A 14,689-nucleotide genomic window follows, 5' to 3' on the forward strand; every position below is an offset into this window, starting at 1 on the left:
CGAAAGCACGCGCAGAACCGCCGAAGTGTTTTGCCAGCACGGTAGTAATTGCTGCAGTCAGGGTAGTTTTACCGTGGTCAACGTGGCCGATAGTACCAACGTTAACGTGCGGTTTTGTACGTTCAAATTTTTCTTTAGACACGGCTATATTCCTTACTCTTATGCTCTCCCTCTGTAGGAGAGCATTGGATCAATGTGTTAAACCCGTATTACTTACCACGGGCTTCAATAACGGCCTGAGCGACGTTGTTCGGCGCTTCAGCATACTTCAGGAACTCCATGGAGTATGAAGCACGGCCCTGGGTCTGAGAACGCAGGTCAGTTGCATAACCAAACATTTCAGACAGCGGAACCTGAGCACGAACGGTTTTACCGGTAGCGGTATCATCCATACCTTCAATCATACCGCGACGACGGTTCAGGTCACCAATTACATCCCCCATGTAGTCTTCTGGGGTTTCAATCTCAACTTTCATGATTGGCTCAAGCAGAACTGGTTTTGCTTTCTTGAACGCTTCTTTAAACGCAATCGAAGCGGCCAGTTTAAATGCCAGTTCAGAAGAGTCAACATCATGATAAGAACCGTAATGTAGACGGATCTTAATATCAACAACCGGGTAACCAGCCAAAGGACCAGATTTGAGCTGTTCTTGCATCCCTTTGTCAACCGCCGGGATGAACTCTTTCGGAATTGTACCACCGACGATATCGTTAACAAATTCGTAGCCGACACCACCTGGTTCCAGTGGCATCATGTCGATCACAACGTGACCGTACTGACCGCGACCACCAGACTGCTTAGCGTGTTTACCTTCAACGTCTTTGATCGTTTCGCGAATGGTTTCACGGTAGGCAACCTGCGGCTTACCGACGTTCGCTTCAACGTTAAATTCACGACGCATACGGTCAACCAGGATGTCGAGGTGCAGTTCACCCATACCTGCGATGATGGTTTGACCTGATTCTTCGTCAGTCCATACGCGGAATGATGGGTCTTCCTTCGCCAAACGACCGAGTGCCAAGCCCATTTTTTCTTGGTCAGCCTTGGTTTTTGGTTCTACTGCAACCGAGATTACTGGCTCAGGGAATTCCATGCGCTCAAGAATGATCACATGTGCAGGATCACACAGCGTATCACCGGTAGTAACATCTTTCAGACCGATAGCTGCAGCGATGTCACCGGCACGAACTTCTTTAATTTCATCACGCTTGTTAGCGTGCATCTGCACAATACGACCAAGACGCTCGCGTTGCGCTTTCACTGAGTTCAGTACGGTATCGCCTGAGTTAACCACACCGGAATAGACACGGAAGAAGGTTAAGTTACCCACGAATGGGTCGGTAGCGATTTTAAATGCCAGCGCAGAGAACGGCTCTTTGTCGTCTGCACGACGAACCGCTGGAGTATCTTTACCGTCATCCAGAATACCATTGATTGCTGCAACATCTGTCGGTGCTGGCAGATACTCAACTACCGCATCAAGCATTGCCTGAACGCCTTTGTTTTTAAACGCAGAACCACAGGTTACTAGGATGATTTCGTTATTCAGTACGCGCTGACGCAGCGAGGTTTTGATCTCTTCTTCAGTCAGAGTCTCACCACCCAGGTATTTGTCCATCAGCTCTTCTGAAGCTTCAGCTGCTGCTTCAACCAGGTTTTGGCGCCACTCTTCTGCCAACTCAAGCATGTCTTCCGGGATATCTTCGTACTCGAAGGTAACGCCCTGGTCAGCATCGTTCCAGTTGATTGCTTTCATCTTCACCAGGTCAATAACACCGGTGAATTTCTCTTCAGCACCGATTGCCAACTGCAATGGAACTGGGTTAGCTGCTAAGCGGCTTTTGATCTGCTCAACAACTTTCAGGAAGTTAGCACCCATACGGTCCATTTTGTTAACGAACGCAATACGTGGCACTTTGTATTTGTTTGCCTGACGCCATACGGTTTCAGACTGTGGCTGAACACCACCAACGGCACAGTAAACCATCACCGCACCATCAAGCACACGCATTGAACGTTCTACCTCAATGGTAAAGTCAACGTGCCCTGGGGTGTCGATAATGTTGATACGGTGCGGTTCAAACTGCTTGCCCATACCGGACCAGAAAGCAGTTGTTGCTGCTGAAGTGATGGTAATACCACGCTCCTGCTCCTGTTCCATCCAGTCCATGGTGGCAGCGCCATCATGCACTTCACCGATTTTATGGTTTACACCGGTGTAAAACAGGATACGTTCGGTAGTGGTGGTCTTACCGGCGTCGATGTGAGCACTAATACCGATATTGCGGTAGCGCTCAATAGGGGTTGTACGAGCCATTTGATTCCTCTATTGCCTTAGGCGTTCAAGTTCGCTGAAACCAGGCGGGAGTTTATTGTTGCCGCCTGGTCTGCATCACTTTCAGTTGATGTAACTTTCAGTTTGCATAACTTTCCGTCTGCATAACCACAAGCAGTGATTACCAGCGGTAGTGTGCGAACGCCTTGTTGGCTTCTGCCATACGGTGAACGTCTTCACGCTTCTTGACAGCAGAACCTTTGTTCTCTGCTGCATCAGACAGTTCGTTCGCCAAGCGCAGAGCCATTGATTTATCACCACGTTTACGAGCAGCATCAACGATCCAGCGCATTGCCAACGCATTACGACGGACCGGACGAACTTCAACCGGAACCTGATAAGTAGAACCACCAACACGGCGAGACTTCACTTCCACCGTCGGACGAACGTTGTCCAGTGCTACTTCAAAAGCTTCCAGATGATTTTTACCAGAACGCTGAGCCAGGGTCTCCAGCGCGGTATAGACGATGGCTTCGGCGGTAGATTTTTTACCGTCAACCATCAGGATATTAACAAATTTAGCCAGCAGCTCAGATCCGAACTTAGGATCTGGCAGGATTTTACGCTGACCAATAACGCGACGACGTGGCATGGAAATACTCCGTTGAAAATTTCAGGATTGTCCAAAACTCGATGAGTTTATTTTGACATTAAAGCGAAAATGTTTGGCCTTACTTAACGGAGAACCATTAAGCCTTTGGCTTCTTCACGCCATACTTAGAACGAGCCTGCTTACGGTCTTTAACACCAGAGCAGTCAAGTGCACCACGGATGGTGTGGTAACGCACACCTGGCAGATCTTTAACACGACCGCCACGGATCAGGATCACCGAGTGCTCTTGCAGGTTGTGACCTTCACCACCGATATAGGAGGTGACTTCAAAACCGTTAGTCAAACGCACACGGCATACTTTGCGCATTGCAGAGTTAGGTTTTTTAGGAGTGGTAGTGTACACACGGGTACATACCCCACGCTTTTGCGGGCAGGCTTCCAGCGCTGGAACGTTGCTTTTAGCAGCCTTCACAGAGCGTGGTTTGCGCACCAGCTGGTTAATTGTTGCCATTCAAAAAGCTCCTGGGTTTGCTTCGTTTTTGCATCGTAAACATGTGATCAATCGCCCTGTATGCACTATCGGCAAAATACAAGGACGCAGAATTTTATTGCTGACAGCCATAAGTGTCAAGAAATATACAGTGCTGCGTGAGTTACCATGCAACTTGTGCCGGATGCTTTTGGGTTAATTCAACCAGTTGCTGATAACTAATGCGGATGATATGGCAATCAAGGTGGGCACTCAGGCCTCGGGCATCAAGATCGTCACTTAATGCGTAAAGCGTGACAGGTGCGTTCAGTAACAGTGCCAAACTGGCACTGCCGTCAAGTCCGGCGACAACGCCATCCTGCCACAACAGCAGATCATCGCCGGGTGCGGTTAGTCGGAGCAAGGCTGGCAGGTCACAACAGGTTGGTGAACGGCTAACAGTATAGAGCATTGGAACATCCTAAAATGTCATAACAACATCGTAACTGGCTACTTTTTGGCGCAGTGCAGCAGCAGAGAGTATCTCAACCGGTAAAATCCAATCGGTAAACTGCTGTAACCCACGTTGCTGTAGTGCGGTTTCGCACAGATAGCAGTGCTCAACATCATACAGTGGCAGTACACCAAAGGTGGCAATGTAGTTGCGAGCCAAGATTTTATCCGGTTGCTGGGCGGGTAACAGTTGCAGTACACCGTCAGCAACAAAAAAAACCCCAACTTCTTCACTTAGCGCGGCGGTGGCCAGTAGTGCGTCCAATCCCTCGCGCCCACTGCTGTTACCGTGTGGCGGCTGGGTGAAAATAAAGGCGATTCGTTTCATCTTATTTGAGTCAATATTGTTTCAGTCAGCAGCCTGTGCCTTTCACTGTTCGTGGATTTAAAACTGCACCAGACGATCACAACTGAGCGCAGCTTCTGCCAGTGCTCCCAGACCGCTCAGGGTAAACCCAGGCTGCAAGTTGGCACTCAACAGCTTCAGCTCGCTTGCCTGCTGCTGATCGACCACGCCACGGCGTAGTGCTGCCGCGACACAGACGCTCAACTGTACATTGTGTTGTTGTGCCAGCGTCAACCAAGCACGCACCAGATCGAACTCGTCACTGGCTGGTGCGGTTAACTGATTAGCATTTGAAACGCCTTCACGGTAGAAGAAGACATGCTCAATCTGGTGGCCAGCAGCCAGTAGCGCCTGAGCAAACTGCCAAGCACTGCTGGCTTGTTGGGTGCCGTAGGCCGGCCCGGTCACTAATAGCGAATAACGAGACATCAGCGATCAAAACCTATTGGCTCACCATTTTTGAACTGGCGAATATAGAGGTAGACCGTATGCTTAGAAATATTCAGTCGTTCAGCCACCTGATTGATGGCATCTTTAATATCAAAGATGCCTTTCTCATACAGATTAAGCACAATTTGCCGATTTTTCGCGTTGTTTGACACGTTGCGATCAGTACTCACCTCTTCGATGGTGAACTCTAGCGTCTGTGAAACCAAGTCATCTACCGATGATGCAAAGTTGACTGATGAAGCCACTTCCTGTGGTTCTGGTGGTATAAAGGTTTGCACGATCTGCGAAAACGGAACATCCAAGTTCATGTTGATACACAACAGCCCAATCACGCGTTGCTCACGATTGCGAATGGCGATGGTCACTGATTTCATCAGTACACCACTTTTGGCTTTAGTAAAGTAAGTCTTGGAAACGCTACTCTCATTACCGGTCATATCGTGCAGCATACGCAGTGCCAGATCGGTAATCGGTGAGCCGACTTTGCGCCCGGTATGCTGCCCATTGGCGATACGGACCGCAGAGCATTTCAGGTCTTCTAGCGCATGTAACACGATTTCACAGTGTTCACCAATCAGCATCGCGAGGCCATCAACCACTGCCTCATACGATTTCAGGATTTCATAATCGGTTTGACTAAATGGACGCTCATTTTGCCAGTCAAGCTCACTGTTTTCGCTAGATAAAAGCGAATTGGACATCAAAGACACCACCCTTATCAAACGGTGAAGATAGAGCGAACAACTGCAGCAGCACTCTATGCTTCATTTTCCACATTCAATTTTCTTGTCGATTCGGCGAGTGTTGCTGATAGCGTTACCCTCATCACCTCAGCGTTGCCAGCCGTTGACGTTAAGCCCGAAAGCCGATAGCCGTCAAGCAGTGCGTTGAGAAAAAGGACGCGGCGCGGTCATTCATACGATATTAATTCCATGCAAAATGGCAAAATTACCAAAGTAAAGTTTATGTTATGTCTTTTTTATGGATAAAAAACCTGATAATTCAACGAATGTGACTATTTGTGAATGAAAGGAAATCAGCTACAATCATCCAGTAACAGGAAATCGGTTGCGCTTAATCGCTGCAAGTTTTGGTTAGTCACGGGTTGTGCTGTTCTCAAGCGATCAGTGTGGCAGGTAATAATACTTCACTAATAATAGGGGTGGTTTATGTTGGACGTTATTCAAGGAATTTCAATGACTGTGGTTGTGTTGATCGTTGTTGCACTGGTGGTGGTGACCCGTGCAGTAAAAACGGTGCCACAAGGTTATCAATGGACTGTAGAGCGTTTCGGTCGTTATACCAAAACATTGATGCCGGGATTGAATTTGATTGTGCCATTCATCGATAGTATTGGTAGAAAAATTAACATGATGGAGCGAGTGTTAGATGTTCCATCGCAAGAGGTTATTTCTCGTGATAACGCTAATGTAGCGATTGATGCGGTCTGTTTTATTCAAGTGATTGACTCTGCGCGTGCCGCATACGAAGTCAATGATCTTGAGTATGCAATTACCAATTTAGTCATGACCAATTTCCGTACTGTGTTGGGTTCAATGGAGCTTGATGAGATGCTGTCACAACGCGATAGCATCAACAGCCGGTTGCTGCATATCGTTGATGAAGCAACCAATCCTTGGGGAGTGAAAATCACACGTATTGAGATCCGTGATATTCGTCCACCAGAGGAACTGATTGCTTCAATGAACGCACAAATGAAAGCGGAGCGAACCAAGCGAGCCGACATTCTCGAAGCTGAGGGGGTACGTCAGGCGGCGATTTTACGTGCTGAGGGTGAAAAGCAGTCCCAGATCCTGAAAGCGGAAGGGGAACGTCAATCTGCATTCTTGCAGGCAGAAGCGCGTGAAAGGGCGGCTCAGGCAGAAGCACAAGCGACCAAAATGGTTTCTGATGCAATCGCAGCCGGCAATATTCAGGCGATAAACTACTTTGTGGCACAGAAATATACTGAAGCGTTGCAGAGCATTGGTGCGGCAAATAATAGCAAAGTGATCATGATGCCACTGGATAGCACCAACATTATGGGCGCGATTGGTGGCATATCCCAGTTAATTTCTGAAACGCAAAAAAGTCGTGGCTAATCGGATACTGCCAATGACGAGGGGTGATAGTCATGCTTGATTACATTGCAGTAGAACCACACTGGTTTTGGTTTTCCCTGGGTGGATTATTACTGATATTTGAATTGCTCGGCGCTGGCGGTTATTCACTTTGGAGTGGCATGTCGGCCATTTTGGTCGGCGTGATTGTCTGGTTATTTCCAATCACACTGGTATGGCAGGGGATTATTTTTGCCCTGCTGACCTTGCTGAGTGCCTACTGTCTCTGGTATTGGTTGCGCAAAAGGCAAGAAAAAAAGCCGAGTACTCAGCCGCTGCTGAATCAGCGTTATCAGCAGCTTGTGGGGCGGAGAGTGGTGTTAACGGAGCCAACCCAGAATGGTATCGGGCGTATCACCATCGCCGATGGCAGTTGGCCGGTAAAAATTGCTGATGATGTACCTGCCGGCACTGAGGTGGAAATTACGGCAGTTGACGGTATTCTACTGCATATTCGCACCGTCAATTCACAACACTGATGACATTAATCGTACTTGTATTTCAAGGTAATCATACAGATCGTCGCAGCCACTCAGGTTAGCGGTGTGATTGCGCTAGGGTGGTACAACCCCGCATAGGTTGTGCTGCCTCATACAGGTTTACAGGTTATCTCATCCTGAATGGCTTGCCCCTACGGCGTAAAGCGCCCAATTTAAATTCTTCCGCAAAAAAACTCAAAAGTGTGGCATAGTGCGCAAGTCACTTTATCTTGAGGAATGTCGCGATAATGAAACGCCCAGATTACAGGATGCTACAAGCGTTGGATGCGGTGATCCATGAACGTGGTTTTGAACGTGCAGCGCAAAAGTTATGCATTACTCAATCTGCTGTGTCACAACGCATCAAACAACTGGAAAATCTGTTTGGCCAACCGTTACTGGTGCGTACCATTCCTCCCCGCCCGACCGAACAGGGGCAAAAGCTGCTAGCGCTATTGCGTCAGGTTGAATTTCTTGAAGAAGAGTGGTTGGGCAGTGACAATGGCGTCGAAAAGCCGTTACAGCTCTCGTTAGCAGTGAATGCAGATAGCCTAGCAACCTGGTTATTACCCGCCCTGAAACCGGTGCTCACTGACACACCGTTGCGCTTTAATGTACAGGTAGAAGATGAAACCCGCACCCAAGAGCGGCTACGCCGAGGTGAAGTGGTTGGTGCGGTGAGTATACAGCCACAACCGTTACCGAGCTGCCAAGTAGATCGTTTGGGGGCGCTGGATTATCTGTTTGTTGCCTCCAATGCTTTTGCACAGCGTTATTTTCCGAATGGCGTCACCCGCTCCGCGTTATTGAAAGCGCCCGCAGTGGCATTTGATCACCTTGATGACATGCACCAAGCTTTTCTGCAACAAAATTTTGATCTGTCACCAGGCAGCGTCCCCTGCCATATCGTGAACTCCTCCGAAGCCTTTGTGCAGTTGGCGCGCCAAGGCAGCACCTGCTGCATGATCCCACATTTGCAAATTGAGCAAGAGCTTGCCTCAGGTGAGCTGATCGACCTCACACCAGGTCTATACCAGCGAAGGATGCTATTTTGGCACCGTTTTGCGCCAGAAAGTCGCATGATGGGCAAAGTCACCAGTGCACTGCTCTCTTATGGTCGCAAAGTGTTAAAACAGGACTAAGCCAGAGCGAGAGCGCTTGCTATGGAGTCAAAGGTAAAGTTGTGGGATGATTGCCCAGCTTGTTAGGAGGCGGAGATGAAAAAACTTACGCTGCTATTGCTGGTGCTACTTGGTTGGTTGCAGTACTCGCTTTGGCTGGGAAAAAATGGCATCAGCGATTATGTGCGGGTACGTGACAGTGTGTTGGAGCAGCAGCAGATCAACGCCGAACTAAAAGCCCGTAATGACCAACTGTTTGCTGAAATTGATGATCTAAGTGCTGGACGAGAAGCAATAGAAGAGCGCGCACGCCACCAGCTCGGCATGATAAAACCGGGCGAAACGTTCTACCGTCTGGTCAATGAACCATCACAGCGTAGTACTACCGCACCGACACAACGTCATAGACAATCAAACCCATGAATCATATTAGCGAACACCTCTCGCCAGTGGTTGCCATTCTACCTGCCGCAGGTATTGGTAGCCGGATGCAGGCGGACTGCCCAAAGCAGTATCTCACCATTGGTCAACAGACCATTCTGGAACATGCCATTCATGCGCTGTTGCGTCATCCACGAATTAGCCAAGTGATTGTGGCACTACACTCGGAAGACCAACATTTTCAACAACTGCCAATTGCGAAACATCCGCGAGTGCGAGTCACTCAAGGTGGCCCGCAACGAGTCGACTCGGTACTGGCTGGCTTACAACTCGTTACCGATACAGAGTGGGTGTTGGTACATGATGCGGCTCGGCCCTGCCTACATGCCGACGATTTAGCACGTTTACTGGCGATCACCGCGCAGAGCCAAGTGGGCGGGATCTTGGCTGCGCCAGTAAGAGACACCATGAAACGCGCGGTCGCGGGACAACATCGCATCGACCATACCGTGGATAGGCAAGCGCTATGGCACGCACTGACGCCACAGCTCTTCCCGCGTCAATTGCTGTTGACCTGCTTGCAGCAGGCATTGGCTGACGGCATCAATGTGACTGATGAGGCATCGGCGCTAGAACACTGTGGCTACCAGCCGCTGCTGGTGGCGGGGCGTAGCGACAATATTAAAGTCACCCAGCCGGAAGACCTGGCATTGGCGACATTCTATTTAACCCAGTTAACTCGCTAAAGGGGCATCGATGATACGTATCGGGCACGGTTTTGATGTGCATAAATTTGGTGGTGAAGGGCCGTTGGTGATCGCGGGTGTGCGCATTCCGTTTGTACATGGGTTACTGGCGCACTCCGATGGCGATGTTGCCCTGCACGCACTTACTGATGCGCTACTGGGCGCAGCGGCCTTGGGTGACATTGGCAAATTGTTTCCCGATAGCGATCCTGCATTCAAAGGGGCGGATAGCCGCCAATTACTGCGAGAGGCCTGGCGTCGGATCGCACAGAAAGGCTACCAAATAGGTAACGTCGATATTACCCTCATCGCTCAAGCACCGAAAATGGCACCGCACATCGCACAAATGCGCGTATTTATTGCGGAAGATTTGCAGTGCCATATTGATCAGGTCAATGTTAAAGCCACCACGACTGAACAGTTGGGTTTTACGGGCCGTGGTGAAGGCATCGCTTGTGAAGCGGTGGCACTGTTACAGCAGAGGTGATCTGATGAGTATGGCAAACCTCCATTGGTTACATGGTAAGCCCTCAGCGTGTGGGCAGTTGAAAAGCTCACCAGAGGACTTTGTGGTGATAGAAGATCTGGGTTTCTCGCCAGATGGTGAGGGTGAACATCTACTGGTTAGGGTGCGTAAAACCGGTTGTAACACCCAGTTTGTTGCGGAAGCGTTGGCAAAGTTTGCTGGCATTGCTGCACGAGCGGTCAGCTATGCTGGGCTGAAAGATCGTCATGCAATTAGCGAACAGTGGTTTTGCTTACATCTACCAGGAAAAGTGACCCCAGATTTCAGTCAGTTCCAGTTGGCAGGGTGCGAGTTACTGCAAGCTGAACGCCATTTGCGTAAATTGCGCATTGGTGCATTGAAAGGCAACCACTTTGTGCTGATGCTACGCCAGATTGATGATGGAGCTGAAGTGGAACAGCGGTTACAGATGATTGCTCAGCATGGCGTGCCTAACTATTTCGGCAGCCAGCGATTTGGTCACGACGAGAATAATTTACAGATGGCTCTGCGCTGGGCGAATAATGAGATCCGCGTGACACAGCGTGACAAACGCAGTTTCTACCTGTCGGCCAGCCGTAGTGCATTATTCAACCTGACAGCCAGCCAGAGGTTGGCAAACCAGCAGCAGAACGTTGTATTGGCAGGTGATGCGCTACAATTGGCGGGGCGTAACAGTTGGTTTGTTGCCAAAGCCGACGAGTTGCCGTTGTTGCAAACACGCGTGGATGCTGGTGAGTTGATGATCACGGCACCGCTCGCTGGTGATGGCGCACTTGGCAGCGAAGCAGACGCGTTAGCGTTTGAACAGAGCAGTTTACAACAACAGCCACAACTACTGGCACTGTTACAGCGTGAGCGGCTTGAAACGGCTCGGCGAGCAATATTACTCAAACCGCGTCAGTTACAGTGGCACTGGCACAATGACGCGACACTGGCGCTGCGTTTTTGGCTACCTGCCGGAAGCTTTGCCACCAGTATCGTGCGCGAATTGGTACAATAGCAGGCATTGGCATGGCAGCACACGGCTTAATCAGTGCTGTCAATCGCCGACAGAACAGGCGAAGCAGACAACGGTGAGCGCGACAATGGTTCGATACTTCTATTGTTTATTCATGACAATAACTACTCATCAGTAGAACTTAATCATGTTATAGTGTACGCCCTGTTCACAATTGGCGGTTGAGCATGTTATGGAAATCAAGCTAACTGATAAAGACAAAAAACAGCTTACCAACCCTGATGATGTCTATGACATCATGCAGCGCATCCTGTTACGTGACAACAAAATTGACCGTGAAAAGGAGCACTTCTGGATTATTGGTATGAATCTGGCTGGCTATATCCTCTATATCGAACTGGTCAGCCTCGGTAGCGTCAGTGCCACAGTGATCGAGCCGATGAATGTCTACCGCATTGCAGTGATGAAGAATGCCCCGCGTGTAGTTGCAATACACAACCACCCTTCCGGCAATGTAACCCCTTCTGCGTGTGATAAAGATATTACCGACCGCCTGATCCAAGTAGGTAGAATACTGAATATTAGCTTGGATGATCACCTGGTGATCTCGACTAAAGAGTATCTCAGTTTCCGCCGTGCCGGTTTGATGACGGAGTTGGAGGCGAGCCTGAAATACGTGCCGACCTATCAGATCATCGAGCAGATCCGCAAACAGGAACAGGCGATCGCCAAGGAGCGCGTACGCACGGCGAAAGAGGCTGAGAGCATCGCCAAACTGGCTGCGCTCCAGCTCAAACGGCAACTGAAAGAGAAAGAGACCTCAATAAGAAGCGCCAAAGAAGAGGTGAAAATCGCCAGAGAAGAGACGCGAACCGAGCGGGAACAACGCGAGCGCTCTGAACAGATCTTGTTGGCAGCAATCCATTTCTTACAGCAAAACCAACACAGTAGCGTAGAGATTGCCGAGATATTGCAGATTAGCAGCGCAGAAGTGGAAAAATTACTGGGAAGTTAACATTGAGCGCGTGCGGTTACCCGCTCAAACAGTGGTGCTAGGCTCAGTGAAAGATAACGATTAACTTAAACGCAAAAAGCACGGGTTGCTGTGGCACCGTTGTGCTGGTTATATCAGCCTGCTTGTCATATCAGTATGCTTATCACACTACCGCGCGGCATCATTTGTCACCATCACCGACCATCACGGTTTAGCGAAACACTTTTTAGTTGAGCATAGAGCGATTGACCGGGCTGGATCGCTAATTCGTCACGTGCCCACCGACTGATACGCGCCCAGAGCATGTGCTCCGCGATCATCAGCTTCACGTCAACCTGATCATCAACTGCAATACACTCAACCACTTCTGCTGCCAGCGTATTGCGAATACTGCTCTTGCGTGGCGGTTCCAGCAGTAGCGAAACATCGGTAGCATTGATGCGAATGTGTAGCTTACTGCCGATCGGGGCATCAATTGTTGGCAGCCACAAATGTTGTTCACCCAATTGCAACGCAGTCATTGCGTAATACGGATGATGTGCAGCAACAGCGAGCGACAAGATAGCGCTACGTTCCTGCTGCTGCAACCAAGGCAGCAACGCACTGCTATTCCAAACTGTTGCTAGCTCACCACAAGCCAGCACGCTACCCTGATCAAGCACCAGTAGGTGAGTAGCCAGACGAACAATCTCATCTAAACTGTGGCTGACATAGAGCATCGGGATCTGCACATCCCGAGCCAACCGTTCCAGATAGGGTAGCAGTTCACGCTTACGAGGCAGATCCAGTGAAGCCAGTGGCTCATCCAACAACAGTAACTCAGGGGCACTGAGCAGCGCACGGCCAATCGCCACTCGCTGTTTCTCACCACCAGACAGCGTTAATGGCTGGCGCTCAAGCAGTGGCGCAATCCCCAACAGCTCGACAATGGTCTCAAACTGGCTCTGCATGTTAGCGGCCATGCCATATTGCAGATTGCCGCGCACGCGATAGTGGGGAAATAGCCGCGCATCCTGAAACACATAACCAACCCGCCGTTGCTCGGGCGGTAGCGCGATCCGCTGAGCGCTATCAACCAGAGGGCGGCCGTTAAGCACGATCTTTCCCTGCTGTATCGGTGTTAAACCGGCAATCGCATTGATCAGCGAGGTCTTGCCAGCACCAGAAAGGCCAAATATTGCGGTGATCCCCTGTGCGGGTAGAGTGGCTTGCACCTTCAGGTTAAGCTCCCCGAGCTGTTGTGAAAAATCAAGCTGTAACATCTATAAGCCTATTCGCTTGCGCCCCCAGCGAGCCAACCACTCGGAAGCCAATAGAGCCAGCAGTGACAACAGCACGGCAATAACACATAAACGTGCTGCTGCGGCCTCTGCTCCAGGCGTCTCGATCAGGGTATACATCGCCAGTGGCAGGGTTCGGGTCTCGCCCGGAATATTGGAAACGAAAGTGATAGTGGCACCAAACTCACCCAACGAACGGGCAAACGCCAGCACAATACCGACAATCACACCAGGTAGCGACAGAGGCAAGGTAATGGTGAAAAACACTTTCCACGGGCCAGCACCCAGAGTGCGAGCTGCCTGCTCGAAGCGAATATCGACCGCTTCCAGCGCTAAGCGGATAGCCCGTACCATCAGTGGAAAGGCCACTACCGCAGAAGCCAGCGCCGCGCCGCGCCAACTGAAACTAAAGCTGAAACCAAACCAGTGATAGAGCCACTCACCGATAAAACCGCGTCGCCCCATTGCAATTAACAGCAGATAACCGATCACCACTGGTGGAAGCACTAGCGGCAGGTGGATCAGACTATCAAGCAAAGATTTACCGGGAAAGTGCGTGCGTACCAGTACCCAAGCCAGCAAGATACCCAACGGCAAACTACAGATTACTGCCACACTGGCCACCTTCAGGCTCAGCGCAAGCGCCTGCCACTCATAATCAGTTAACATCATCGCTACGACTGAAACCAAAATGTTGGAAGATTGCTGCGGCCTGAGGGCCTTTCAGATAGTGATAAAAAGCGTCGACAGCTTGACGTTGTTGCCCTTGAATGATGGCCATCGGGTACTCAACTGCAGCATGACTTGACGCGGGAAAGGTAGCAACTACCTGCACCTTATTGCTCGCAACGGCATCGGAACGATAAACAATACCTAACGGTGCTTCCTGGCGTTCAACCAGCGCTAGAGCGCTGCGCACATTATTGGCGCGCGCCAAATGCGGAGCAACGGTTGCCCAACTGCCTAAATTCTCCAGTGCCTGTTTGGCGTACAAACCGATCGGCACATGTGCTGGATCGCCCAATGCTAAACGCCCACCCGCCAGCAATTTGATCCAGTCGGTGTGATTATTGATCTCAATCGGCGCAAATTGTACCGATTGACTACTGATCAACACCAGCGCATTACCCAACAAGGTATAGCGGGTCTCTGGCAGCAGTTGTTTTTTTTGCCACAGATAATCCATCCATAACTGATCCGCTGAGATAAAAATATCAGCCGGAGCGCCCTGTTCAATCTGACGCGCTAAGGTAGAGGACGAGGCGAAGGAGCTAACGATACGCACATCGTGCGCCTGCTGATACTGCTCCGCGATCTGCTGTAGTGCGTTGGTTAACGACGAAGCCGCAAACAGGGTGATTTTCTCACTGGCAGCGGCAGGTGCCAGTAACAGGCTGATCAACAACACGCCAAAAATCCCGTGATACCCTCTTTT

Annotated in this window: 19 protein-coding genes; 8 read left to right on the forward strand and 11 right to left on the reverse strand. The window is 50.1% G+C overall.

Annotation, left to right across the window (positions count from 1 at the left end; translation table 11 throughout):
• From EOJ37_RS09635 to EOJ37_RS09670, 8 genes are all read right to left on the reverse strand, one after another.
• Positions 1-142 (reverse strand): GTP-binding protein (locus EOJ37_RS09635; protein ID WP_240651695.1); only part of this gene is annotated, 142 nt, incomplete at its 3' end.
• Positions 143-209: 67 nt separating this feature from the next.
• Positions 210-2,318 carry an elongation factor G gene (fusA, locus tag EOJ37_RS09640; protein WP_127959712.1) on the reverse strand — a complete coding sequence of 703 codons (2,109 nt, stop codon included), beginning with the start codon at positions 2,316-2,318 and terminating at the stop codon, positions 210-212.
• Positions 2,319-2,457: 139 nt separating this feature from the next.
• Positions 2,458-2,928, reverse strand: a complete 471-nt coding sequence (rpsG, locus tag EOJ37_RS09645; RefSeq protein WP_127959713.1) for a 30S ribosomal protein S7 — start codon at positions 2,926-2,928, stop codon at positions 2,458-2,460.
• A 97-nt stretch (positions 2,929-3,025) separates the two neighbouring features.
• Complete coding sequence (gene rpsL / locus EOJ37_RS09650) at positions 3,026-3,400, reverse strand: 30S ribosomal protein S12 (RefSeq protein ID WP_127959714.1); 375 nt, start codon at positions 3,398-3,400, stop codon at positions 3,026-3,028.
• Positions 3,401-3,542: 142 nt separating this feature from the next.
• Positions 3,543-3,830: a sulfurtransferase complex subunit TusB gene (tusB, locus tag EOJ37_RS09655; protein WP_127959715.1), complete on the reverse strand. Its 288-nt coding sequence runs from the start codon at positions 3,828-3,830 to the stop codon at positions 3,543-3,545.
• A 9-nt stretch (positions 3,831-3,839) separates the two neighbouring features.
• Positions 3,840-4,199 carry a sulfurtransferase complex subunit TusC gene (gene tusC / locus EOJ37_RS09660; protein ID WP_127959716.1) on the reverse strand — a complete coding sequence of 120 codons (360 nt, stop codon included), beginning with the start codon at positions 4,197-4,199 and terminating at the stop codon, positions 3,840-3,842.
• 57 nt (positions 4,200-4,256) lie between these two features.
• Positions 4,257-4,646, reverse strand: a complete 390-nt coding sequence (tusD, locus tag EOJ37_RS09665; RefSeq protein ID WP_127959717.1) for a sulfurtransferase complex subunit TusD — start codon at positions 4,644-4,646, stop codon at positions 4,257-4,259.
• Positions 4,646-5,368 (reverse strand): helix-turn-helix transcriptional regulator, encoded by a 723-nt coding sequence (locus tag EOJ37_RS09670; RefSeq protein WP_127959718.1) that lies wholly within the window; start codon positions 5,366-5,368, stop codon positions 4,646-4,648. The genes tusD and EOJ37_RS09670 overlap by 1 nt, the downstream gene beginning before the upstream one ends.
• A 495-nt stretch (positions 5,369-5,863) precedes the next feature.
• Between EOJ37_RS09670 and EOJ37_RS09675 the strand changes: the two genes are divergently transcribed.
• From EOJ37_RS09675 to EOJ37_RS09710, 8 genes are all read left to right on the forward strand, one after another.
• Positions 5,864-6,769, forward strand: coding sequence for an SPFH domain-containing protein (locus EOJ37_RS09675; RefSeq protein WP_206194043.1), 906 nt, complete (start codon positions 5,864-5,866; stop codon positions 6,767-6,769).
• A 32-nt stretch (positions 6,770-6,801) separates the two neighbouring features.
• Positions 6,802-7,266 carry an NfeD family protein gene (locus EOJ37_RS09680; protein WP_127959720.1) on the forward strand — a complete coding sequence of 155 codons (465 nt, stop codon included), beginning with the start codon at positions 6,802-6,804 and terminating at the stop codon, positions 7,264-7,266.
• A 248-nt stretch (positions 7,267-7,514) separates the two neighbouring features.
• Positions 7,515-8,408, forward strand: a complete 894-nt coding sequence (locus EOJ37_RS09685) for a LysR family transcriptional regulator ArgP (RefSeq protein WP_127959721.1) — start codon at positions 7,515-7,517, stop codon at positions 8,406-8,408.
• Positions 8,409-8,483: 75 nt separating this feature from the next.
• Positions 8,484-8,810 (forward strand): cell division protein FtsB, encoded by a 327-nt coding sequence (gene ftsB / locus EOJ37_RS09690; protein ID WP_127959722.1) that lies wholly within the window; start codon positions 8,484-8,486, stop codon positions 8,808-8,810.
• Complete coding sequence (gene ispD / locus EOJ37_RS09695; protein ID WP_127959723.1) at positions 8,807-9,514, forward strand: 2-C-methyl-D-erythritol 4-phosphate cytidylyltransferase; 708 nt, start codon at positions 8,807-8,809, stop codon at positions 9,512-9,514. The genes ftsB and ispD overlap by 4 nt, the downstream gene beginning before the upstream one ends.
• 13 nt (positions 9,515-9,527) lie before the next feature.
• Positions 9,528-10,001: a 2-C-methyl-D-erythritol 2,4-cyclodiphosphate synthase gene (ispF, locus tag EOJ37_RS09700; RefSeq protein WP_127959759.1), complete on the forward strand. Its 474-nt coding sequence runs from the start codon at positions 9,528-9,530 to the stop codon at positions 9,999-10,001.
• A gap of 4 nt (positions 10,002-10,005) precedes the next feature.
• Entirely contained in the window at positions 10,006-11,022 is a 1,017-nt protein-coding gene (truD, locus tag EOJ37_RS09705) for a tRNA pseudouridine(13) synthase TruD (RefSeq protein WP_127959724.1), read from the forward strand.
• Between the two features lie 190 nt (positions 11,023-11,212).
• Complete coding sequence (locus tag EOJ37_RS09710; RefSeq protein ID WP_127959725.1) at positions 11,213-11,995, forward strand: JAB domain-containing protein; 783 nt, start codon at positions 11,213-11,215, stop codon at positions 11,993-11,995.
• A 173-nt stretch (positions 11,996-12,168) separates the two neighbouring features.
• Here the strand turns inward: EOJ37_RS09710 and modC are convergent, their stop codons facing one another.
• From modC to modA, 3 genes are read right to left on the reverse strand one after another with little or no spacing between them, the layout of a single operon-like run.
• A complete protein-coding gene (gene modC, locus EOJ37_RS09715) occupies positions 12,169-13,236 on the reverse strand; it encodes a molybdenum ABC transporter ATP-binding protein ModC (RefSeq protein ID WP_127959726.1) in 1,068 nt (355 codons plus the stop codon).
• A complete protein-coding gene (modB, locus tag EOJ37_RS09720) occupies positions 13,237-13,926 on the reverse strand; it encodes a molybdate ABC transporter permease subunit (RefSeq protein WP_127959727.1) in 690 nt (229 codons plus the stop codon).
• The gene (gene modA / locus EOJ37_RS09725) at positions 13,913-14,671 is read right to left on the reverse strand and encodes a molybdate ABC transporter substrate-binding protein (protein ID WP_420820629.1); all 759 of its coding nucleotides are present in this window, start codon (positions 14,669-14,671) and stop codon (positions 13,913-13,915) included. The genes modB and modA overlap by 14 nt, the downstream gene beginning before the upstream one ends.
• Positions 14,672-14,689 lie beyond the last annotated feature (18 nt).

The organism is Serratia microhaemolytica (genome assembly GCF_004011885.1).
Taxonomy (GTDB): Bacteria; Pseudomonadota; Gammaproteobacteria; order Enterobacterales; family Enterobacteriaceae; genus Serratia_G; species Serratia_G microhaemolytica.

Coding starts and splice junctions, on each gene's coding strand:
- fusA (WP_127959712.1), bottom strand. CDS start 2,318: ATGGCTCGTACAACCCCTATTGAGCGCTACCGCAATATCGGTATTAGT.
- rpsG (WP_127959713.1), bottom strand. CDS start 2,928: ATGCCACGTCGTCGCGTTATTGGTCAGCGTAAAATCCTGCCAGATCCT.
- rpsL (WP_127959714.1), bottom strand. CDS start 3,400: ATGGCAACAATTAACCAGCTGGTGCGCAAACCACGCTCTGTGAAGGCT.
- tusB (WP_127959715.1), bottom strand. CDS start 3,830: ATGCTCTATACTGTTAGCCGTTCACCAACCTGTTGTGACCTGCCAGCC.
- tusC (WP_127959716.1), bottom strand. CDS start 4,199: ATGAAACGAATCGCCTTTATTTTCACCCAGCCGCCACACGGTAACAGC.
- tusD (WP_127959717.1), bottom strand. CDS start 4,646: ATGTCTCGTTATTCGCTATTAGTGACCGGGCCGGCCTACGGCACCCAA.
- EOJ37_RS09670 (WP_127959718.1), bottom strand. CDS start 5,368: ATGTCCAATTCGCTTTTATCTAGCGAAAACAGTGAGCTTGACTGGCAA.
- EOJ37_RS09675 (WP_206194043.1), top strand. CDS start 5,864: ATGACTGTGGTTGTGTTGATCGTTGTTGCACTGGTGGTGGTGACCCGT.
- EOJ37_RS09680 (WP_127959720.1), top strand. CDS start 6,802: ATGCTTGATTACATTGCAGTAGAACCACACTGGTTTTGGTTTTCCCTG.
- EOJ37_RS09685 (WP_127959721.1), top strand. CDS start 7,515: ATGAAACGCCCAGATTACAGGATGCTACAAGCGTTGGATGCGGTGATC.
- ftsB (WP_127959722.1), top strand. CDS start 8,484: ATGAAAAAACTTACGCTGCTATTGCTGGTGCTACTTGGTTGGTTGCAG.
- ispD (WP_127959723.1), top strand. CDS start 8,807: ATGAATCATATTAGCGAACACCTCTCGCCAGTGGTTGCCATTCTACCT.
- truD (WP_127959724.1), top strand. CDS start 10,006: ATGAGTATGGCAAACCTCCATTGGTTACATGGTAAGCCCTCAGCGTGT.
- EOJ37_RS09710 (WP_127959725.1), top strand. CDS start 11,213: ATGGAAATCAAGCTAACTGATAAAGACAAAAAACAGCTTACCAACCCT.
- modC (WP_127959726.1), bottom strand. CDS start 13,236: ATGTTACAGCTTGATTTTTCACAACAGCTCGGGGAGCTTAACCTGAAG.
- modB (WP_127959727.1), bottom strand. CDS start 13,926: ATGATGTTAACTGATTATGAGTGGCAGGCGCTTGCGCTGAGCCTGAAG.